Genomic DNA, 19,825 nt, shown 5'->3' with positions numbered 1-19,825 from the left:
GGGTGATGGCGGGCCTGGTCGCGCTCGCCCTCTACGGCGCGCACCGCACCCTTCGGGTGGCCGGCCAGCGTCAGTGCGCGGCGGCCGGCGGTCGATGGGACCCCGTCGAGAATGCGTGCCTGGGCGCGCGCCCCGCGCCCTTCGCCCCGCCCGCGCGCTAGCGGATCAGATCCCCCGGCGCTTGCGCCAGGCCAGGATGTCCTCGATGTGCTCTCGGTAGTGATGCCGGCTGTTCGCGTCGATGAGCTTGTAGGCGGTGCGGTCGGGCACCACGCGCTCGTCGGGCACCGTCGCCGCCGTGCGCATGAAGTCGGCGTGGGAGCGGTCGAGCTCGCCGAGGATCTCGGCGTTGCTCCCGTGAACGGACGCCGCGAACTTCGCGTTCCAGGCGTCCACGTCGCTGTAGGACACGCCCGAGGGGACCGGCTTCTCGCCCCGCGCCAGCCGCTCGAGAGCGGGTTGCATCTCGCGATGCCAGCCCGAGATGTGCCCCAGGATCTCCCGCACGCTCCAGCTCCCGCACCAGACCTCCCGGAGGGCCGCGTCGTCCAGTCCGGCCACCGCGCGCTTGAGGGACTGGAACTCCGTCTCCGCCTCGGTGAGGAGCTGACGCTTGTCCGACATGGAAGCCTCCGTCAGGCCAGCCCGCGGGGCGGCACGCGCTTGTAGAAGAGGAGCTCGCGCACGCCCTGGGGCAGGTTGTCGATGTAGCCGCTCGGCGCGTAGCCGAGCGCGGTGTGCATCTGGATGGACGGGGCGTTGGTCTCCTCGGTGGAGGAGAACACGCGCGGGGAGAGGGACACCGCCTCCACCGAGCGGAAGAACTCGCGGGCGATGCCCTTGCGCCGGTAGTCCTCCCGCACGACCACCAAGGTGATGTAGGTGCATTGGAACCAGTCGGTGCGGTAGGCGAGGAAGCCGATGACCTCGCCGCCCGCCTCCGCCACCATCACCTGATGCCGCTCGAAGTGCGACTTCACGAACGTGCCCGCCCGCTCGGGGCCGATCACGAGCGCGGCGAGCTCTGTGCACGCGGTCGCGTCGGCGAGGCGGGGTAGGCGGATCTCGATCATGGCGCCGTCGTCATTGTAGAGGCGCGCCCGCGTGGAAGTCGAGGAGCAGCGCGGCGTGATCGGACAGGGCGAAGCTCGGCCGCCGCCCCGGCCGCCGCCGGCCCCACTCGTAGCGGACGTCGCCGAGAGCGGGGAGGAGCTCGGCGTTCACGAAGGCCTGGTCCAGGCGGAAGCCGTTGCGCGCGTTGGGCGAGTACCAGGTGTAGGCGCGCTCGTCACCGCGGAGATGGCGGAAGCCGTCGCGCCAGCCCGCCCCCTCCAGGCCCTCGATCCATCCGCCCTCGCGCGCGTTGAAGCCCACCTTGCAGGTCGGCGCCTCGTCGACGCCGGGGCGGCCGGAATTGGTGTCGCCGATCAGCACGGCGGGACCGTCGGCCCAGCGCGTGGCGGTGCGCAGCACCGCGTCGAGGAACGGCCACTTGCGGCCGGTGTCGCGATTGGGCACGTGCATCGCGCCCACCGTGAAGGGGCGCGGCGCCCCCACCTCGGCGAGGAGCCAGCGGCCCCGCTCGCACGGCCAGGCGCGCGCGGCGAGGCGGCGAAGGGGCCAGCGCGAGGCGATGAGGAGGGCGTTCACGCCGGGCCGGCGCGGGTCGGCGGTGGTCGCCTGATGCGTGAGCCCCTGCCCGGCGAGGGCGAGGGCCAGAGCGGCGCTGGGCGGCGTTGCGCGGAACTCGCAGAGCGCCACGACGTCAGGCGCCCAGCGGCCCAGCTGGGCGGCGAGCGCCGAAGCGCGGATCCCGCCGCCCGCCCGGATGTTCCAGCCAACCAGCCGCATGCCTGCGCCGCCCACCCCCGATCAATACGTACCGGGGCGGATCTCCTTGTAGAGCGCCTTGAGCCTTTCCGCGGTGAAGTCCCGGCTCTGGCACACGGAGATGATGCGCTTCTCGTTGGCCTCGACCTTGGCAATGGCGTCGGGGATGCCAGGCGCGATTTCCTGGGGGATCGTCACCACGCCGTGCTGGTCGCCGTGCACGAGGTCGCCCGGCTTGATCCAGACGCCGCCGACCTTGATGGGGATGCCGAAGTCCACCATGTGCACGTTGGCGTGCGACACCGACACGTGAGCCGCGCAGAACTGGAAATTGAGCGCGCGGACCTCGTCGAGGTCGCGCACGGACCCGTCCGTCACCACGCCGACGCAGCCCAGCGCGCGGTGGATGTTGGCCTGCACCTCGCCCCACTGCGCGCCCTGGCCTCGCGGGTCGTCGAGGTCGTGCACCACGATCACGCGCGGCGCGGGGATCGTCTGGATGAAGTCCCACCAGCCGAAGAGGCTGGCCCGATGCCCCTCGATGGGCCCGGACTCGGCGCGGATGATGGCGGTGCAGGCATAGCCCACCATCGGCCCCATCTCCGGGAAAAGGGCCTTGATGTCCGAGGAGAGATTGCCCTGCTCGCGCGGCCGGACATTGAACGTCTCGATGGCATTGGCCACGCTGGGGCTGGTGATCTTCTTGAGGGCGTCGATCTGCTGGGTGGTCAGCGCCACGTCGGGTCTCCTTTGCTGAGGGCCGCCTCCACGGCGGCGAGAGTGGGGTCCACGGTGTGCATCGGGGCCGGCTCGACGGGGCCCGGCTGCTTGAGGCCGTGGCCAGTGACCACGCAGACCACGAGGTCGGTGGCCTTGATGCGGCCATCCCGGCGCAGGCGACGCGCCACCGCGACGGAGGCCGCCGCGGACGGCTCGCAGTAGATGCCGGCGGTGCGGGCGAGCAGGGCCTGCGCCTCGAGGAGCTCGGCGTCGGTGGCGCTCGCGGCGGCGCCGCTGCTGCGGCGCACGGCGTCGAGGCAGCGCCAGCCGAGGCTGGGGGCGCCCACCGCGATGGCCTGGGCCACGGTGTCGGCGGCGGCGATCGGCGCCACGTGGTCGGCGCCCGCCTCGAACGCGCGCGTGATGGGATCGGCGGCAGTGGGCTGGGCGGCCACCATTCTCGGCACGCGGGAGGCCCAGCCGAGCTCGACCAGCTCGCGCCACCCCTTCCAGCACGCGGTCACGCCGAGCCCGCCCCCGATGGGGTGAAGCATCCAGTCCGGCGTCTCGCCGCGAAGATCCTCCCAGGTCTCGAAGGCGTAGCTCTTCTTCCCCTCGTTTCGCCACGGATTGGTGGAGAGGCACGAGTACCAGCCAAAGGCCTTGAGCGCTTCCTTGAAGAGGGCGAAGGTCGCGTCGAAGCCCGCGCGCACCGCGAGCAGGGTCGCGCCGTGGGCGCGCGCCTGCAGCACCTTGGCCGGCGAGGTCGCGGCGGGAACCATCACGACGGCGGGCACGCCGGCGGCGGCGGCGTAGGCGGCCACCGAGGCCGCGTGATTGCCGCTCGAGGCCACGCCCACCGTGCCGGCGCCCAGGGTGCGGGCATGCGTGAGGGCCACCGTCACCGACCGGTCCTTGAGCGAGCCGGTGGGGAGCACGGTGTCGTTCTTCACGTGCAGCCGCTCGAGGCCGAGCTCGCGGGCAAGGCGGGGCGCGTGGAGCAGCGGGGTGTCGCCTTCACCAAGCGTGATTCCACGGCTCGCGTCGACGGGGAGGAACTCGTGCCAGCGCCAGAGCCCGCGCGGCCGCCGGCGGATGCGCTCGGCGAGGCCCGGCCGGGCGAAGCCGAGATCGATCTCGATCTCCATCACGGTCCCGCAGCGCGCGCACACCGCGGGCGGCGCGGCGAGGTCGCCGGGCTCGCCGCAACGCGGGCAGGCGACGCGCGCGGGCCGGCCCACTAGACGCTCTCCCGTCGCTTCTCGGCGAGGAGCGCCTTGATCTCCTCGACCATCTGCGCCACGCCCTCCATGTTGGGATTCACCGCGAGGGCCCGCTGGAAGTAGGGGAGCGCCCGCTCCGGCAGACCGAGGCGCAGATAGATCTGGCCGTAGCCGGCGAGGGCGCCGAAGTGGGAGGGATTGCGCTTCATCACCTCGTCACAGTCGTGGAGCGACTGCTCGTACTCGCCCATCAGGAAGTAGACGGTCGCCCGCTTGTTCCAGCCCTCGGCGAACTCGGGCTTCTTCTCGATGATCCGGGTGAAGATAGCGATGGCGGCGGGCCCCTGACGCAGGTTCATCTGCTCCACGCCGAGCTCGAACAGGGCGTCGATCTCGGGATCGCCCGAGTGGCTCCATACGCCCCAGAGCGAGTTCTCGGCGAGGGCGCGCACGATCCCGTCGCCGTCGCGAAGCGCCTGCACGAGGGCCGGCACGTCTTCCATGCGCCCGACCTCCCCCAGCGCCGCCGCGGCGCGCCGGCGCGCCTCGACGTCGGCTTGCGTGAGGTCGGCCAGGGCCTGGTCGCGGCTGGCCGGGGGCGGGGCCGGCGTCTGCGCCCACGCGGCGCCGGCGACGAGAACAACGGCGAGCGCCGCGGCGAGACGCATCACGCGCGCCCCACCAGGGCGAGGAACCCTTGCTCGTCCAGCGTGGGCACCTTGAGGCGCTTGGCGGCGTCAGCCTTCGAGCCCGCCTCCTCGCCCACCACCACGTAGTCGGTCTTCTTGGAGACGGAGCCGGTGACGCGCCCGCCCAGACGGAGCACGAGATCCTTGGCCTGATCGCGGCTGAGGGTGCGGAGGCTGCCAGTGAGCACCACCGTCTTCCCGTCCAGCGGACGCGGGCCCTCGGTGTGCCCCTCCTCCCGCATCAGCACACCTGCCTCGGCCAGGTGATGGATCGTCTCCTGGTTTCGGGGCTCGTCGAAGAACGAGCGCACGGCGCGGGCGATCTCCGGGCCGATACCATGGATGTCGTTGATCTCCTCCGCGCTGGCGGCCTGCAAGCGCTCCATGGTGCCGAAGCGCGAGGCGAGGAGCTGCGCCGCCCGCTCGCCGATCATCCGGATCCCGAGGGCGTTGAGGAGGCGCGAGAGGCCGCGGTCCTTCGACTTCTGGATCGCGTCGTGGAGATTGGAGGCCGACTTCTTCGCCAGGCGATTGAGCGCGGCCAGCTCGTCGACGGTGAGGGAATAGAGGCCGGCGAAGTCGGTGACACGGCCGCTGTCGACGAGCTGGGCGATCACCCCCTCCCCGAGGTGCTCGATGTCCATGGCGCGCCGCGAGCCGAAGTGGAAGAGCCGCTCCTTGAGCTGGGCGGGGCAGGCGCTGTTGGTGCAGCGCCACACCGACTCGCCCTCCGCGCGCACGGCAGCGCCGCCGCACACCGGGCAGTGGTCGGGCATCCGGAACGGCTCGGTGCGGGCCGGCCGCTTCTCCTCGATCACCCGCACGAGATAGGGGATAACGTCGCCCGCGCGCTCGATGAGCACGGTGTCGCCCACGCGCACGTCCTTGCGCCGCACCTCGTCCTCGTTGTGCAGGCTCACCGCGCGCACGGTCACGCCCGCGAGCTGCACCGGCTCGAGGGACGCGCCCGGGGTGAGCGCGCCGGACTTCCCCACGTTGACCTCGATGGCGAGCACGCGGGTGGTGGCCTGGCGGGCGGCGAACTTCACCGCGATGGCCCAGCGGGGATGATGGGAGGTGGCGCCGAGCCGCCGCTGCTGCTCGAGGTCGTCGACCTTCACGACCACGCCGTCGGCCTCGTAGTCGAGCCCGTCGCGGCGCGCCTCGAGCTCGGCGCAGTAGGCGATGACCGCGTCGAGGTTCTCGCACCGCTTCGACTCCGGATTCACCGGGAAGCCGTTCGCGCGCAGGGCCTCCAGGGTGTCCCAGTGCGAGCCGGGCCGCGCGCCCGCGGCCTCGCTCACGTGATAGAGGAAGATGGCCAGCGGCCGGGACGCGGTGATCGCGGGGTCCTTCTGGCGCACCGCGCCCGCGGCGGCGTTGCGGGGATTGGCGAAGGGCTCCTCGCCCGCCTCCACCAGCGCCGCGTTGTGCTTCCGGAATGCGGCGAGCGGCATGTACACCTCGCCGCGGACCTCCAGCTCGGCGACGCTGGCTAGCGGCCCATGCAGCCGCTTGGGAATCTGGGCGAGCGTGGCGAGGGTATGGGTGACGTCCTCGCCGACGCGGCCATCGCCCCGGGTGGCCCCGCGCACGAATCGGCCGCGCCCGTAGAGGAGCGCCACGCCGAGGCCGTCGATCTTGGGCTCGCACACGTACTGGAAGCTCGCGCCGGGCAGGGCGCGGCGCAGGCGCGCCTCGAACTCGCGGAGGTCGTCCACGCTCATGGCGTTGTCGAGCGACAGCATGGCGCCTCGGTGCTCGACGGGAGCGAAGGCCTCGCTGCGGCGCGCGCCCACCGTGCGGGTGGGGCTGTCGGCGGTGACGAGCTCGGGGTGCGCCTCCTCGAGGGCGACGAGCTCGCGCTTCAGCGCGTCGTACTCGGCGTCCGCGATCTCCGGGCGGTCCTGGGCGTGATAGAGCTCGTCGTGCCGCCGTATCTCACGGCGAAGCGTCTCGACACGGGCGGCGGCGTCCTGCTCTCGAGCCATGGATAAACCCGAGAATAGCACGCCCTCCGCGCGCGCTCAGGAGGCGGGCGGCCCGCGGAGCTCCGCGAATGTGGTGGCCCTCGTCATGGATCCTCCCCTCGCGAGACCGGCAGGCGGCTCCAGCGCATCACCAGCAGCACGGGCCCCAGCCCCGCGACTACGATGGCGAGCGCGGGCACCGCCGCCTCCTGCCACATGGCCTCCGACGTGTGCTCCCACACCTCGATGGCAAGCGTGTTGAGTCCGAAGGGGCGCAGCAGCAGGGTGGCCGGCATCTCCTTCATGGTCTCCACGAAGACCAGTACCAGCGCGGTGGCGAGGCCGCCGCGCAGCAGCGGCAGGTGCACGCGCCGGAGCGCGCCGCGCGCGCTCACCCCGAGGGCGCGCGCGGCATCGTCGAGGCTCGGCGGGATGCGCGTGAGGCTCGCCTCGACCGTCTGGAGCGACACCGCCATGAAGCGCACGAGATACGCGTACACGAGACCCACGGCCGAGCCGGTGAAGAGCAGACCGAGCGGGCGCCCCAGCAGACGCTCGAGTAGGGGCACGAGCGACCGATCGAGCGCGGCGAGTGGGATGAGCACGCCCACGGCGATGACGGCACCGGGCAGCGCGTAGCCGAGGGAGGCAAGGCGGCTCGCCGCGCGCGTGGCCGGCGCGGGATGCAAGCGCAGGGCGTAAGCCAGCGTCACCGCCACCGCGCACGCGGCGAGGGCGGCCACGCTCGCGAGGGCGAGCGTGTTGGCGAGCAGCGCCGGAAATGTCGGCGTCACCCGCCCGGCCCGGACGGCCTGCGCCGCCCACACCACGAGCTGACCCACGGGCAGCGCGAAGGCCAGGCCGAGGACGCCGCCGCAGGCAGCGAACGCGGCGAGCGCCCGGACGCCGCGCAGCGTGACCGGCGCCGCTTCCGGACCGTGGCGCGGGCGCTGCACGAAGCGCCGGCGGCCGCGCGAGGCGCGCTCCAGCCAGAGAAGCGCGGCGGAGAACAGCAGCAGCACGGCGGCGAGCTGGCTCGCCGCGATGCGGTCGAACATCCCGTACCAGACCCGGTACACGCCCTCGGTGAGCGTCCGATAGCCGAAGGTCGCCACGGTGCCGAAGTCGGCGAGAGCCTCCATCATCGCGAGGGCGACGCCGGCGGCCAGCGACGGCCGGGCCAGGGGCAGCGTGACCTCGAGGAAGGCCCGCGTGGGCGAACGCCCGAGACTGCGCGCGGTCTCCACCGCCGCGGAGCCCTGCTCGCGGAAGGCCGCCCGCGCGAGCAGGTAGACGTAAGGGTAGAACACCAGCGTCATCATCAGCACCACGCCACCCCACGAGCGCAGCTCGGGAAGGCGGACGCCGGGGCCGAAGAGCCGGCGCAGCGCCGTTTGCACGGGGCCCGCAAACTCGAAGAGCCCGAGGAACGCGAAGCCGATCACGTAGGCCGGCACCGCGAGGGGAAGGATGAGTGCCCACTCGAAGAGGTCGCGCCCGGGGAAGCGGTAGTGCACCACCAGCCACGCGAGCACGGTCCCCACGAGAAGCGTGCCGCCGGCCACGCCGGCGAGCAGCGCGAGCGTGTTGAGCAGGAGCTCGGCGAGCTGGGTGCGCCAGAGATGGCGCCAGATCTCGCCCCGCGGGGACAGGAGGGAGGAGAGCACCACGAGCACGGGCGCGGCGAGCCCGGCCGCCACGAGGATGGCGGCGATCGTCCATTCCGTTCCGTGCGGCCGCGCGGCGGGTTGCCCTCCGAGGGAGGCAGCCGCCGCGCGCGGGGGCGCGGGCACCCTACTTGTAGCCGGCGCGGTCGGCGAGCCTGGTCGCGGCGGCCTGGAGCTCGCCCGCGGCGGCCACGTTGATGTCGTCCTGCTTGAACTTCCCCCACCGGGCGAGGATCGGATTCACCGCCGCCTGCGGGTTCGCCGGATACTCGAAGTTCGAGTCGGCGAACATCTGCTGCGCCTCGGGCGAGGTGAGGAACTCGAGGAGCTTCACCGCGTTCGCCCTGTTCCTGGCATGGGCGGTGATGCCGGCGCCGGAGATGTTGACGTGGGTGCCGGTGGTCTGCTGATTTGCAAAGAACGGCGCCACCGGGAAGGCCGCATCCTTGGCGAGGATGCGGGCCAGGTAGTACGTGTTGGTGATCCCGACGTCGCACTGCCCGGCGGCGATGGACTCGAGAATCTTGGTGTCGCCGTTGATCAGGGAGGGGTTATTGGCCGCCCAGCCCCGCACCACCGTCTCGACCCTCGGCTCGCCCTGGCGCTTGATCATGGTGGCGAGGAAGGACTGGTTGTAGATGTAGCCGGACGTTCGGAGGCAGATCCGGTTCTTCCACTTGGGATCGGCGAGCGCTTCGTAGGTGGAGAGCTCCTCGGGCTTCACCTTCCTCGTGTTGTACATGATGGTCCGCGCGCGCATCGTCAGCGCCACCCAGCGGCCGTCGGGATCGCGGAGGTTGGCGGGCACGTTCGCCTGGATCTCCGGCGCGTCGATCCTTGCCAGGAGCCCGGCCTGGGCGGCGCTCCAGAGATTGCCCGCGTCCACCGTGATGAGCACGTCGGCGGGCGTCTTGTCGCCTTCGGCCCTCAGACGATCGAAGAGCTCGGAGGAGTTGCCCCCGTGGCTCTTGACCTGGATCCCGGTCTTCTTGGTGAAGGCCTCGATGGCCGGCTCCTGCCCGTAGTGCGAGCGGGCGGAGTAGACCACGACCTCGTTGGCGACGGCGGCGCTCGCGAGGCCGCAGAGCAGGACGGCGGCGCCGGCGATGGCCCCCCGCGTCGTCCGATTCGTTGACATGCGCATGGAGCGTCTCCTGTGGGGGAGGCTGAGCGGAGGGGTTGTGGTCGGGAAGGCCCCGATGTCGCGGCTAAGGTAGCCCTAAGTCGACCGCGCAGTCAACGCTAATCGTCCCCGCGCGGGGCGACGGGCCGCCGAGGTGGGCGGGCCGGGCCGCGTCAGCGGGGAAGCGGTGTCGGCGCGGCGGCGGGCGCCGGCCGGACGCGCGCGTCCTTGATGAGGGCCTTGACCTGATCGTGCTCCGGCCCCGACGGCACCAGGGCGAGGAATCGCTCCCACTCCTTGATGGCCCCTGCGGCATCGCCCTTGGCCTCGTAGAGCACCTGGCCGCGGTAGTAGTGGGCGAGCGCGTAGTCCGGATCGATGGCGAGGGCCTTGTCGATGGTCTCGAGCGCGGGGTCGGCATGGCCGCCCAGGGCCACGATAAAGCCAAGATGGGTGAGCGCGTCCACGTTCCGCGGCTCGCGCTTGAGCACGGCCTGATAGGCGGCGATGGCCTCCGCGTAGCGTCCCGCCATCAGGCTCTGCCGCGCCGCCTGCAGCATGCCTTGCAGCATCTCCGGCGGGATCGGGCGGCCGGGCGCCGCTACGCCGCCGGGCGTCGGGCCGCCGGGCGCTGGCTCGCTGAGGCGGCCCGTGGGGGGCGGCATCGCGGGGACGGATGGCGCGCCCATGGGCGCGGCGGGCACCGACTCGGTGTAGCGTCCCATGCTCACGCCGACCACGATGCCGAAGATCATGAGCAGGACGCCGCCCACCGCGAGTGCCGCGGGGCTCCGCGTCCACGCCTGCGCCGCCCGCGCGCGCTCGGGAGCGGCGCGCCGTGCGGGCTCGGGCGGGGCGCCCAGGGCATCGAGGGCGCTCAGCGCCGCCGCGGCCCGCGCCTCGTAGGTGGCGCGCAGCGCCTGGTAGTCGTCGTCGGCGAGGTGCCCGGCCTGGTGATCGAAGTCCAGCTCGCGGAGCGCGCGGTACACCGTGGCCCGCTCCTCGTCGAGCTCGAGGCGCCGGTCCTCGCCCACGGGCGCCGCCGGTACGCGGTCCGCGCTCCGCGCGCGGAGCAGCGGCCAGAGCACCAGCAGGGCGATCGGCGCGGCCAGCGCGAGGATCGCGACGACCTGACCGCCGCTCACGGCCCGCCTTCCGCCATCTCGCGGCGGATGCGCTCGCGCGTGGCCGCGTCCACCTCGGGGGGCGGCGCGGCGGCGCGACGGCCGGCCGTGACCCGGCTCCAGCGGCGTATCGCGACGGCCACCACCACGAGGCCGAGCGCGAGCCCCACGTACGGCACCACCCACACGAGCAGGGTGAAGCCGCGCCGCGGCGGCGCCAGGAGGATCCAGTCGCCGTAGCGCGCCACGAAGTAGGCAGTGACCTGCTCCGGCGTCTCGCCCGCGGCGAGCCGCTCGCGGATGATGTCGCGCATCTGGTGGGCGGTCTCCGAGGGGGAGTCCGCGACCGAGAGGCTCTGGCACACCACGCAACGGAGCTGGGCGGCGATCGCATGCACGGTCTGCTCGTCCACCGGCGCCGCCGCGAGGGCGAGCCCGAAGCCGAGGACGCCCACGGCCATGACGAGGCCGAAGACGGCGGCCGCACGCCTCATGAGGACTCGGCGAGGAGCCGCTCGACGTGGCCGCGGAGCGCCTCCGCGTCCACCGCGCCCACCTTCCGCTCGCGGATGCGGCCCTTCTTGTCGATGAGGAAGGTCTCGGGCACGCCGTAGACCCCGTAGTTCACCGCGACCTTGCCGCCGACGTCCATCGCGTTGGGGAAGGTGAAGCCGAACTGCTCCATGAACTTCCGCGCCGCATCGTCCTTGTCCTGCACGTTGATGCCGACCACGGCGAGGCCGCGCCGCTCGTAGTCACGCCACACCTCCTGGAGCACCGGCGCCTCCTCGTAGCAGGCGGGAATACACCACGAGGCCCAGAAGTTGACGAGGACCACGCGACCCCGGAGGCCTTCCAGCGACACCGGCGTGCCGGTGAACGTGCTCAGGGTGAACGGCGCCGCGGGCTTGCCGATGAGGGGCGATTTCACCTCGCCCCGCGGATCCGTCCAGAAGCCATAGGCGAGGAGCGCGATCACGGGCAGCACTGCGAGCGGGATCACCCAGCGGAGACGGCTCATGCGGGCCTCCGCCGATCGGGCAGCACCGCGAGCACGGTGCCGAGGGTCAGCACCAGCCCGCCCAGCCAGAGCCACGACACCATGCGGTTGACCTGCACCTTGATGGTGGCGTGCGAGCCGTCGCGGGCGAAGTCGCCCAGGACGAGGTAGACGTCCTCGAAAAAGCCGAGGCGGTAGTCCACGTAGGCGATCGGTGTCTGCTCCTGCGGGTAGAACTTCTTGGCCGGCTGGAGCACGTCGACGGGCCGCGCGCCGTGAGTGACGCTGAACGTGCCCGTTACCTTGGCGTGATTCGACTCCTCGCTGGCGTCGACGCCGTCGAAGCGCACCCGATAGCCGCCCAGCTCGACGCTCTCGCCCTTCGCGAGCGTGGCCTCGGTCTGGAGCGACCAGGCCTGCGAGCCGGCGACGCCGAGAGCGACAACGAGGATGCCCAGGTGCACGACGAAGCCGCCGTAGCGCCGGTTCTGGCGCAGGAGCAGCCCGAAGGTGGCGGCGCGCCAGCCGTCCCCAGTGCGCCGGCGTGCCCGGGCCGCCCGCCAGAAGTCGAGCGCCATGGTCCCGGCGACGAAGACCACGAGTCCCGCGGCCAGCAGCACGAGCGCGTTGCCGATGCCGATCACGCGCAGGAGGGCGGCCGCGACGACGCCGGCGAGCACCGGCTTGAGGAAATTCCGTCGCAGGCTCTCCATCGAGGCGCGCCGCCACGCGATGAGGGGCCCCACGCCCATCAGGAACAGGAGGCCCAGGAACAGCGGGATGTTGATGGTGTTGAAGTACGGCCCGCCCACGCTGACCTTCTCCTGCCACACCGCCTCGTAGAGGAGCGGGAAGATCGTGCCGAAGAACACCGCGAAGCTCGCGGCGACGAGAAAGACGTTGTTCAGCAGGAACACGGACTCGCGCGACACGATGGAGTCGAGCTCGCCTTGTCCCTTGAGGCGGTCCATGCGCCACGCCAGCAGCGAGAAGGAGGTGAGGAGCACGAGGGCGAGGAAGGTCAGGAAGAACGCGCCGATCGAGCCCTGGGTAAACGCGTGCACCGAGCCGATGATTCCGGAGCGCGTGAGGAACGTGCCGAAGAGCGTGAGCCCGAACGTGAGGATGATGAGCGTGAGGTTCCAGAGCTTCAGCATGCGGCGCCGCTCCTGGATCATCACCGAGTGCAGGAACGCGGTGCCGGTGAGCCACGGCATGAAGGCGGCGTTCTCCACCGGATCCCACGCCCAGTACCCGCCCCACCCGAGCACGTGATAGCTCCACCAGCCTCCGATCAGCAGGCCGAGGGAGAGGAAATACCAGGCGATGATGGTCCAGCGCCGCGTGATCGTGATCCACTCCTCGCCGGTGCGACCCAGGGCGAGGGCGGCCATGGCGAACGCGAAGGGCACGGTGAAGCCGGTGAAGCCGAGATAGAGCGCCACCGGGTGCGTGATCATGCCCGAGTCCTCGAGCAGCGGATTCAGGCCGCGTCCGTCCGGCGGCACCGGCGACAGGCGCTCGAAGGGCGGCGCCGGCACCGTCATCACCAGGAGGAAGAAGGCGAGGATCGCGAGCATGACGGTGAGCACCCACGGGTAGAGCTCGGGTTGCCGCCGGCGGTAGCGGATCACCACGATGAGCATGTAGAGGCCGAGCAGCCAGGCCCACAGGATGATCGAGCCTTCCAGCGCGCCCCACAGCGCGGTGATGCGGTAGTAGAACGGCGTGCCGCGATTGGTGTTGGCCGCCACGTAGCGGATCGAGAAGTCGAAGGTCAGGAACGCGTGGACGAGCACGAGCATGCAGCCGGTTACGAGCGCCCACACGCCCACCGCGGCGCGCTCCGCGGAAGCGAGCAGCGCGGGCCGACCGCCGCGCGCGGCGGTGACTGCGGCGGCGCCACCCCAGAGGGCGAGCCCCAGCGCCACCACCGTGAGGGCGTAGCCGATCTCCGGCGCGCCGATCAGCATGGGCTCATCGGGGCTGCGACGCCTGGTCGCCGCGGAGCGTCTTCAGGAGCTCCTTGTAGCCGGTCTGGGAGGGGTCGTGCGGCGCCTTGTACTCCTCGGAGTGCTTGGCGAGGATGGTCGTCGCCTTGAAGTAGCCCTCGCCGCTCCATGCGCCCTCGACCACGGCGCCGCGCCCCTCGGCGAAGAGATCGGGCGGGGTGCCCTTGTGGCGCACCGGCACCGTGGCCTTTCCGTCGGACAGCGTGAAGCGGAGGTCGAGCGTGCGCGGCTGCCACACGAGGCTGCCCGGCTGCACCATGCCGCCCAGCCGATAGGTCTTCCCCGCGGCCGGCGCGGCAAGCAGCTCCGCCGGCGTCACGAAGTAGACGACGGACTGGCTCACCCCGGCGTAGACGAGATAGACGAGCGCGGCCAGGATCACGGCCCCCCCGGCGAGGAATTTCGCGCGGCGCTTCATGCCGTCGGTCTGCCGGCCCGGCGCGCGACGAGGCCGCGGGCGCGGCGCAGGAGATGGCGCCAGTAGCCGAGCAGCGCGGCGGCGGCGAGGCCGTACGCGGCCAGCACGTATCCCCAGTGGTCGGGCATCACCTTATCGGGCACGGACGGCTCCCTGGAGCGCGGCGTCCTCCAGCCGGGCGATCTCGACGCGGCGGGTGAGGAAGTACGCGAAGAGGAGGGTGAAGGCCACCCAGTTCACGAGCAGGGCGAGCGCGATCGGCGCGGCGATGGGCGAAGGCTCGGGACCCAGTATCGTCGACGGCTGATGCAGAGCCCGCCACCACTTCACCGAGAAGTGGACGATGGGGATGTTGGCGGCGCCCACGATGCCCACCACCGCGGCGAAGCGGCCGCGCCGCTCCGGCTCCTCCACCGTCGCGCGCAGCAGGAGGTAGCCCACGTACACGAGGAAGAGGATCGCCGTCGAGGTGAGCCGCGCGTCCCACGTCCACCAGGTGCCCCAGGTCGGCTTGCCCCAGATCGAGCCGGACGCGATCGTGATGCCCGTGAAAAGCACGCCCAGCTCCGCGGCAGCGGCGGCGAGCCGGTCCCAGCCCATCCGGGCGGTCGCGAGGTAGCCGATGCTGCCGATCAGCACGAGCCCGAACGCCAGGTAGGCGGTCAGCACCGCCGGCACGTGCACGTACATGATCCGCTGCACGTTGCCCTGCACGGCTTCGCGCGGGGCGTAGCCGAAGGCCATGCTCAGCCCGGCGAGCAGCGCGAGCAGCGCCAGCCAGCCGAGGGCGCGCACGAGGGGACGGTGGGGCATCAAACCTCCAGCACGAACTCGAAGGTGAGCAGCCCGATCACGAGGTACACGAGATCAGCGGCGGCGAGGAGCTGAAGCCACGCGCGCGCGTCGGCCAGCGGCTGGCCGGCGAGCGCGACCTGGGTGGCGCTGACGGTGGCCAGCAACACCGGCACCTGCACCGGCAGCAGCAGGACCGGGAAGAGCAGCTCGCGGGCCCGGACCTGGGCGGTGACGGCGGCGAAGAGCGTGCCCACCGTGGCGAGCCCCAGCGTGCCGAGCGGCAGCACCACCGCGAGCCCCGGCAGCGCCCGGCTGAGATCCACGTCGAAGAAGAGGCCGAACAGGGCCAGGATTACCAGCTCCACCGCGCCCATCACGCACAGGTTGGCCGCGAGCTTGCCGAGATAGATGGCGGACTTGTCCCCCGGCGTGAGGAGCAGGCCCTCCCAGCAGTCGTTGTCGCGCTCGGCGAGGAAGCTCCGCCCCAGTCCGAGCAGCCCCGCGAGGACGAAGCCCAGCCAGAGCAAGCCGGGCAGAACGGATTCGACCTGCGCGCGGTCCGGCCCCAGCGAGAACTGGAAGAGGAAGAGGAGCAGCAACCCGAAGAAGAGGAGCGCGTTCAGGCTCTCCTTGGTGCGCCGCTCGACGAGGAGATCCTTCCAGAGCACGATGCCCACCCGCCGCGCGTACCCGCTCATCGCTCGGCCTCGATCAGGTCATCGTAGAGACGGTGCAGCGCCTCGCGCTCGAGCCCCGCCGCGGCCCGGTCCAGCGCGATCCGGCCGCCCACGAGAATCGCCGCCCGGTCGGCCACGGCGAGGGCGCTCGCGAAGCCGTGGGTCGCCAGGACGATGGTGCCGCCGCCCGCCTTGAAGGCGAGCAAGAACTCGCCCAGCCATTTCTGGCCCCGGCGGTCGAGCCCGTTGAACGGCTCGTCCAGGAGGAGCAGGCGCGGCTGCCCCAGGGTGACGCGCGCGAGGCCCAGCCGCCGCTTCATGCCCGCGGAGAACGTGCGCGCGCGCTCGTCGGCGACGGTGTCCAGCTCCACCGCCTGGAGCCGCTCGCGAAGGCGCGCGGGGCTCGCGTCGAGCCCGCCCATCGCCGCCCAGAAGCGGAGGTTCTCCAGCGCGGTGAGGTCCTCGTAGACGTGGGAGCCGTGGGCGACCATGCCGATGCGCGCGCGCACCGCGTCGGGCTCGCGCAGCGCATCCACCCCATCGATGCGGAGCGTGCCCGCGCTGGGCCGCGCCAGCGTGGCGAGGATGCGGAGCAGCGTGGTCTTGCCCGCCCCGTTGGGCCCGAGTACGGCCAGGCACTGTCCGGCGGGCACGTCCAGGATGACATCCTCGAGCACCAGGGTGGCCCCGAAGGTTTTTCTGAGGCCGGTGGCCGCGATCATCGCGAAGGCATCATTGCCAGACCATCATCGGGCGCGGCCGGCGAGAGCACGAGGGGGGAGACGGCAGGTTGTCTCCCCCCCTGACGGCCGAGGGAAGCGTGGTCAGCGGGTGAGCGCCATGGCGCGCAGGCGCGCGACGCGCTCTTCCGTGGACGGGTGCGTGGAGAACAGACTGCGCAGCATGCTGCCGCTCAGCGGATTCACGATGAACAGATGCGCGGTGGCCGGCGTGGCATCCATCGGGAGCGCCTTGGACGCCTGATCGAGCTTCTCCAGGGCCGAGGCGAGCCCAAAGGGCTTGCCGGCGATCCGGGCCCCAGTGGCGTCGGCGTGGAACTCACGGGCGCGGGAGATCGCCAGCTGCACCAGCATCGCGGCAATGGGAGCGAGGATCGCCAGGGCGAGGGCGCCGAACACCCCGCCGCCGCGCTCGTCGCTGTCGCGGCGCGAGCCGCCGAAGATGGCCGCGAACTGCGCCATGTGGGCGAGATAGGTGATGGCGCCCGCCATGGTGGCCGCGATGGTCATGATCAGCGTGTCGCGATTCTTCACGTGCGACAGCTCGTGCGCGATGACGCCCTCGAGCTCCTCGCGGTTGAGGATGCGCATGATCCCCTCGGTGACCGCGACCGCCGCATGCTCGGGATTGCGCCCGGTGGCGAAGGCGTTCGGGGTATCCGTGGGGATGATGTAGACCTTGGGCATCGGCACCTGGGCCCGGGTGGCGAGGCCCCGGACCACGCCGTAGAGCTCCGGCGCCGCCGCCTCGTCCACGGGCTGAGCCCGGTACATGGCCAGAACCATCTTGTCCGAGAACCAGTAACTGACGAAATTCATGACCAGTGCCATGACCAGCGCGATTAGCATGCCCTGCTGGCCCCCGATCGCCTGGCCTACGAGGACCACGAGGCAGGTCAGAACGGCCAGAAGAAATCCGGTTTTAAGCACATTTCCCATGTGGGTGGTCCTCCCGCTGGGAATGCTAACAGCGGCCCCCAGGGTCGTCAAGTTGAGCAGCCCCCCGGGGGTTTTGGGTTGACAGCCCTTTCCGGCGTGTCTATACTGGCGCGGTTGTTGAAAAGCGCCTTGTTTCTTGAATCTTTAACCGAGGTTGTCGACATGATCGTCCGGGTCTCGGAGATTCCCGACGAGGGTCTCCGGATCGAGGGACCGGACTCCCTGGGCCAGCCCTTCGCGGATCCAGCCTGGACCCTGTCCGGCGTGGACCTGCTCGTCGAAAGGGACGGGGATGCGGTCTTCGTCCGGGGTAGGCTGAGAGCGCGGGTGCCCCAGGTCTGTGGCCGGTGCCTCGAGCCGTTCGCGACGGAGGTGGCGCCGGAGGTCGAGGCCCGCTTTCTCCCCGCGCCGCCGGGCCGCGCCGAGGAGCGTGAGCTCGGCTCCGACGATCTCGAGACCGACGTGTACATGCACGATCAACTGGACCTGGGAGCCCTGGTGGAGACGGAAACAAGCCTGGCGCTGCCCATGAAGCCACTCTGCCGCGAGGATTGCCGGGGACTGTGCCCGGTGTGCGGCGCCAACCGAAACGTCACGGCCTGCGGCTGCCCCGAGCGCGGGACCGATGCGCGCTGGGCGCCGCTGAAGGGCCTGGCGGACCGACTCTCACGATAGGAGCCCACGCCGATGCCGCTGCCCAAACGACGTCATTCCCGGACCCGCGGCCGTAAGCGCCGCACGCACTACAAGATGGCCACGCCCACACGGTCCATCTGCCCCCAGTGCCGCGAGACGAAGCTGCCGCACCAGATCTGCCCGCACTGCGGCTTCTACAAGGGGCGCGAGGTCCTAACCGTCGAGGGCGAGTAGCGCCCCATTCCTCCTGCTCCCATGAAGATCGCGCTCGATGCGATGGGAGGCGACTTCGGGCCCGCGGTGGTGGTGGAGGGCGCCGTCGTCGCGGCTCGCGAGCATGAGATCGCCTCGGTGCTGGTCGGCGACAAGGCGGCCATCGAGCGCGAGATCCTCCGCCTGAAGGCGCAGGACCTTCCCCTGTCTATCCGCCACGCGACCCAGGTCGTGGGCATGGCGGAGGCGCCCTCCCAGGCGCTGCGCCGCAAGCGCGACTCGTCGCTGCGCGTGGCTGCCGACCTCGTCAAGGACGGCGAGTGCCAGGCGCTCGTCTCCGCGGGGAACACGGGGGCCGCGATGGCCATCGGCATGTTCGTGCTCGGGCTCCTCCCCGGCGTCGAGCGGCCCGCCATCGCCACCGCGCTGCCGAGTCTGGCTGGCTTCACCGTGCTCATCGACGCGGGCGCCAACGTCGACCCCAAGCCACGCCACCTCTTCCAGTTCGCGGTGATGGGCCACGTGTACTCGCGGGACATCATCGGCAAGGACAATCCCCGCGTGGGCCTCCTCTCCGTGGGCGAGGAGGAAGGGAAGGGCAACGAGCTGGTCAAGGACACATTCGAGAGCCTCCGGGGCTCGTCCCTCAACTTCGTCGGCAACATCGAGGGGCGCGACATCTACAACGGCCGCTGCGACGTCGTGGTCACCGACGGCTTCACCGGCAACGTATGCCTCAAGGTGTCCGAGAGCCTCGCCGAGATGCTCACCTCGATGATCCGCGAGGAGCTCACGCGCGACGTGCTGTCGAAGGCGGGCGCGGTGCTGGCCCAACGCGCGTTCGCGCGCATGAAGCGGCGGGTGGACTACACGGAGATGGGCGGAGCGCCGCTCCTCGGCATCAACGGCGCGTCGATCATCTGCCACGGCGCCTCACCGGTGAAGGCGATCAAGAACGCGCTGCGCGTGGCCACGGAATGGGTGCGCAACAACGTGAACGACCACATCAAGACCGCGCTCGAGGCCGAATCGGTGCTTGCCGAGGGGCGCGAGGGAGGACGTGAATGAAGCGCGCCAAGATCGTGGGTGTGGGCGCCTACGCTCCCCAGCGGGTCCTCACCAATGCCGAGCTGGAGAAGATGGTGGAGACCTCGGACGAGTGGATCGTCCAGCGCACCGGCATCCGCGAGCGCCGCATCGCCGCCGAGAACGAGGCCACCTCCGACCTCGCGCTCCGCGCGGCGCAGCAGGCGATGGAGCGCGCCGGGGTCGAGCCCCGGGAGATCGACTTCATTGTCGTCGGCACCACCACCGGCGATATGGCGTTTCCCACGACGGCCAATCTCGTCCAGCACCGCCTGGGCTGCCGCAACGCCGGCTCGGTGGACCTCTACGCCGCCTGTGCGGGCTCGGTGTACAGCCTCTCGGTGGGTGCCCAGTACGTCCAGACCGGGAAGTACCGCACGGTGCTCTGCGTGGGCGCGGAGTGCCTCTCCCGCATCACCGACTACACCGATCGCGGCACGTGCATCCTCCTTGCCGACGCGGCGGGGGCCGCGGTGCTTCGCGCGGTGGAGGGCGAGTCCGGCATCATCGACACCGATCTCTACTCCGACGGCCGCTACTGGGAGCTGCTCTATCAGCCCGGCGGCGGCTCGCGGAACCCCGCCACCCACGAGACCGTGGCGCAGCGGATGCACTACGCCAAGATGAAGGGCAACGAGGTGTTCAAGGTGGCGGTGCGCATGTTCGGCGAGGCGGCCGAGCGCATCCTCACTCGCAACGGGTTCACCGCCGAGGACCTCGACCTCTTCATCCCCCACCAAGCCAACCTCCGCATCATCGAAGCGGCGGTGAAGCGTCTCAAGGTGCCAATGGAGAAGGTCGTGATCAACGTGGACCGCTACGGCAACACCGGCGCGGCGTCGGTCTACGTGGCGATGGAGGAGGCGTGGTCGGCCAAGCGCCTCAATACCGGCGACCTCGTGCTCCTCGCCGCGTTCGGCGGCGGCTTCACGTGGGGCGCCGCCCTCGTGCGCTGGTAACCCG

General features: G+C 71.2%; 24 protein-coding genes. 5 read left to right on the top strand and 19 right to left on the bottom strand.

Annotation, left to right across the window (positions count from 1 at the left end; translation table 11 throughout):
• The first annotated feature begins 5 nt into the window (after positions 1–5).
• Positions 6–161: a hypothetical protein gene (locus VFX14_07910; protein ID HEU5189598.1), complete on the top strand. Its 156-nt coding sequence runs from the start codon at positions 6–8 to the stop codon at positions 159–161.
• Between the two features lie 4 nt (positions 162–165).
• Here the strand turns inward: VFX14_07910 and VFX14_07905 are convergent, their stop codons facing one another.
• From VFX14_07905 to htpX, 19 genes are all read right to left on the bottom strand, one after another.
• Entirely contained in the window at positions 166–624 is a 459-nt protein-coding gene (locus tag VFX14_07905) for a ClbS/DfsB family four-helix bundle protein (GenBank protein ID HEU5189597.1), read from the bottom strand.
• 11 nt (positions 625–635) lie between these two features.
• The gene (locus VFX14_07900) at positions 636–1,073 is read right to left on the bottom strand and encodes a GNAT family N-acetyltransferase (GenBank protein HEU5189596.1); all 438 of its coding nucleotides are present in this window, start codon (positions 1,071–1,073) and stop codon (positions 636–638) included.
• Positions 1,074–1,083: 10 nt separating this feature from the next.
• Positions 1,084–1,851 (bottom strand): endonuclease/exonuclease/phosphatase family protein, encoded by a 768-nt coding sequence (locus VFX14_07895; GenBank protein ID HEU5189595.1) that lies wholly within the window; start codon positions 1,849–1,851, stop codon positions 1,084–1,086.
• 21 nt (positions 1,852–1,872) lie between these two features.
• Complete coding sequence (locus VFX14_07890; protein HEU5189594.1) at positions 1,873–2,568, bottom strand: RraA family protein; 696 nt, start codon at positions 2,566–2,568, stop codon at positions 1,873–1,875.
• Positions 2,559–3,791 (bottom strand): threonine synthase, encoded by a 1,233-nt coding sequence (thrC, locus tag VFX14_07885; GenBank protein HEU5189593.1) that lies wholly within the window; start codon positions 3,789–3,791, stop codon positions 2,559–2,561. Before thrC ends, VFX14_07890 begins: the two co-directional genes overlap by 10 nt.
• Positions 3,791–4,441, bottom strand: a complete 651-nt coding sequence (locus tag VFX14_07880) for a tetratricopeptide repeat protein (protein HEU5189592.1) — start codon at positions 4,439–4,441, stop codon at positions 3,791–3,793. The genes thrC and VFX14_07880 overlap by 1 nt, the downstream gene beginning before the upstream one ends.
• Positions 4,441–6,453: an NAD-dependent DNA ligase LigA gene (gene ligA, locus VFX14_07875; protein ID HEU5189591.1), complete on the bottom strand. Its 2,013-nt coding sequence runs from the start codon at positions 6,451–6,453 to the stop codon at positions 4,441–4,443. The genes VFX14_07880 and ligA overlap by 1 nt, the downstream gene beginning before the upstream one ends.
• An 83-nt stretch (positions 6,454–6,536) precedes the next feature.
• A complete protein-coding gene (locus VFX14_07870; GenBank protein ID HEU5189590.1) occupies positions 6,537–8,225 on the bottom strand; it encodes an iron ABC transporter permease in 1,689 nt (562 codons plus the stop codon).
• 1 nt (position 8,226) lies between these two features.
• Positions 8,227–9,243 carry an extracellular solute-binding protein gene (locus VFX14_07865; GenBank protein HEU5189589.1) on the bottom strand — a complete coding sequence of 339 codons (1,017 nt, stop codon included), beginning with the start codon at positions 9,241–9,243 and terminating at the stop codon, positions 8,227–8,229.
• A 152-nt stretch (positions 9,244–9,395) separates the two neighbouring features.
• Positions 9,396–10,367, bottom strand: coding sequence for a tetratricopeptide repeat protein (locus VFX14_07860; protein ID HEU5189588.1), 972 nt, complete (start codon positions 10,365–10,367; stop codon positions 9,396–9,398).
• Positions 10,364–10,840, bottom strand: a complete 477-nt coding sequence (locus tag VFX14_07855; protein HEU5189587.1) for a cytochrome c-type biogenesis protein — start codon at positions 10,838–10,840, stop codon at positions 10,364–10,366. The genes VFX14_07860 and VFX14_07855 overlap by 4 nt, the downstream gene beginning before the upstream one ends.
• Positions 10,837–11,367 (bottom strand): TlpA disulfide reductase family protein, encoded by a 531-nt coding sequence (locus VFX14_07850; protein HEU5189586.1) that lies wholly within the window; start codon positions 11,365–11,367, stop codon positions 10,837–10,839. The genes VFX14_07855 and VFX14_07850 overlap by 4 nt, the downstream gene beginning before the upstream one ends.
• Positions 11,364–13,319 (bottom strand): heme lyase CcmF/NrfE family subunit, encoded by a 1,956-nt coding sequence (locus tag VFX14_07845; protein HEU5189585.1) that lies wholly within the window; start codon positions 13,317–13,319, stop codon positions 11,364–11,366. The genes VFX14_07850 and VFX14_07845 overlap by 4 nt, the downstream gene beginning before the upstream one ends.
• Before the next feature lie 4 nt (positions 13,320–13,323).
• Positions 13,324–13,776 carry a cytochrome c maturation protein CcmE gene (locus VFX14_07840; protein HEU5189584.1) on the bottom strand — a complete coding sequence of 151 codons (453 nt, stop codon included), beginning with the start codon at positions 13,774–13,776 and terminating at the stop codon, positions 13,324–13,326.
• A complete protein-coding gene (locus VFX14_07835; protein ID HEU5189583.1) occupies positions 13,773–13,919 on the bottom strand; it encodes a hypothetical protein in 147 nt (48 codons plus the stop codon). Before VFX14_07835 ends, VFX14_07840 begins: the two co-directional genes overlap by 4 nt.
• Positions 13,909–14,589: a cytochrome c biogenesis protein CcsA gene (gene ccsA, locus VFX14_07830; protein HEU5189582.1), complete on the bottom strand. Its 681-nt coding sequence runs from the start codon at positions 14,587–14,589 to the stop codon at positions 13,909–13,911. The genes VFX14_07835 and ccsA overlap by 11 nt, the downstream gene beginning before the upstream one ends.
• Positions 14,589–15,269, bottom strand: a complete 681-nt coding sequence (locus VFX14_07825; GenBank protein ID HEU5189581.1) for a heme exporter protein CcmB — start codon at positions 15,267–15,269, stop codon at positions 14,589–14,591. The genes ccsA and VFX14_07825 overlap by 1 nt, the downstream gene beginning before the upstream one ends.
• A complete protein-coding gene (gene ccmA, locus VFX14_07820) occupies positions 15,266–15,970 on the bottom strand; it encodes a heme ABC exporter ATP-binding protein CcmA (GenBank protein HEU5189580.1) in 705 nt (234 codons plus the stop codon). Before ccmA ends, VFX14_07825 begins: the two co-directional genes overlap by 4 nt.
• A 102-nt stretch (positions 15,971–16,072) precedes the next feature.
• Positions 16,073–16,927 carry a zinc metalloprotease HtpX gene (gene htpX, locus VFX14_07815; GenBank protein ID HEU5189579.1) on the bottom strand — a complete coding sequence of 285 codons (855 nt, stop codon included), beginning with the start codon at positions 16,925–16,927 and terminating at the stop codon, positions 16,073–16,075.
• 162 nt (positions 16,928–17,089) lie between these two features.
• Here htpX and VFX14_07810 point away from each other — a divergent pair, with 162 nt between their 5' ends.
• From VFX14_07810 to VFX14_07795, 4 genes are read left to right on the top strand one after another with little or no spacing between them, the layout of a single operon-like run.
• The gene (locus VFX14_07810; GenBank protein HEU5189578.1) at positions 17,090–17,602 is read left to right on the top strand and encodes a DUF177 domain-containing protein; all 513 of its coding nucleotides are present in this window, start codon (positions 17,090–17,092) and stop codon (positions 17,600–17,602) included.
• A 12-nt stretch (positions 17,603–17,614) separates the two neighbouring features.
• Complete coding sequence (rpmF, locus tag VFX14_07805; GenBank protein ID HEU5189577.1) at positions 17,615–17,797, top strand: 50S ribosomal protein L32; 183 nt, start codon at positions 17,615–17,617, stop codon at positions 17,795–17,797.
• 21 nt (positions 17,798–17,818) lie between these two features.
• Positions 17,819–18,844: a phosphate acyltransferase PlsX gene (gene plsX, locus VFX14_07800; protein HEU5189576.1), complete on the top strand. Its 1,026-nt coding sequence runs from the start codon at positions 17,819–17,821 to the stop codon at positions 18,842–18,844.
• Positions 18,841–19,821 (top strand): beta-ketoacyl-ACP synthase III, encoded by a 981-nt coding sequence (locus tag VFX14_07795; protein HEU5189575.1) that lies wholly within the window; start codon positions 18,841–18,843, stop codon positions 19,819–19,821. The genes plsX and VFX14_07795 overlap by 4 nt, the downstream gene beginning before the upstream one ends.
• The last annotated feature ends 4 nt before the right edge of the window (positions 19,822–19,825 follow it).

The organism is Candidatus Methylomirabilota bacterium (assembly GCA_035764725.1).
In the GTDB taxonomy this organism is placed as follows: Bacteria; Methylomirabilota; Methylomirabilia; order Rokubacteriales; family CSP1-6; genus DASRWT01.
Note: the sequence above shows the minus strand (reverse complement) of the source record. Positions and strands in the feature narration are given on the sequence as shown.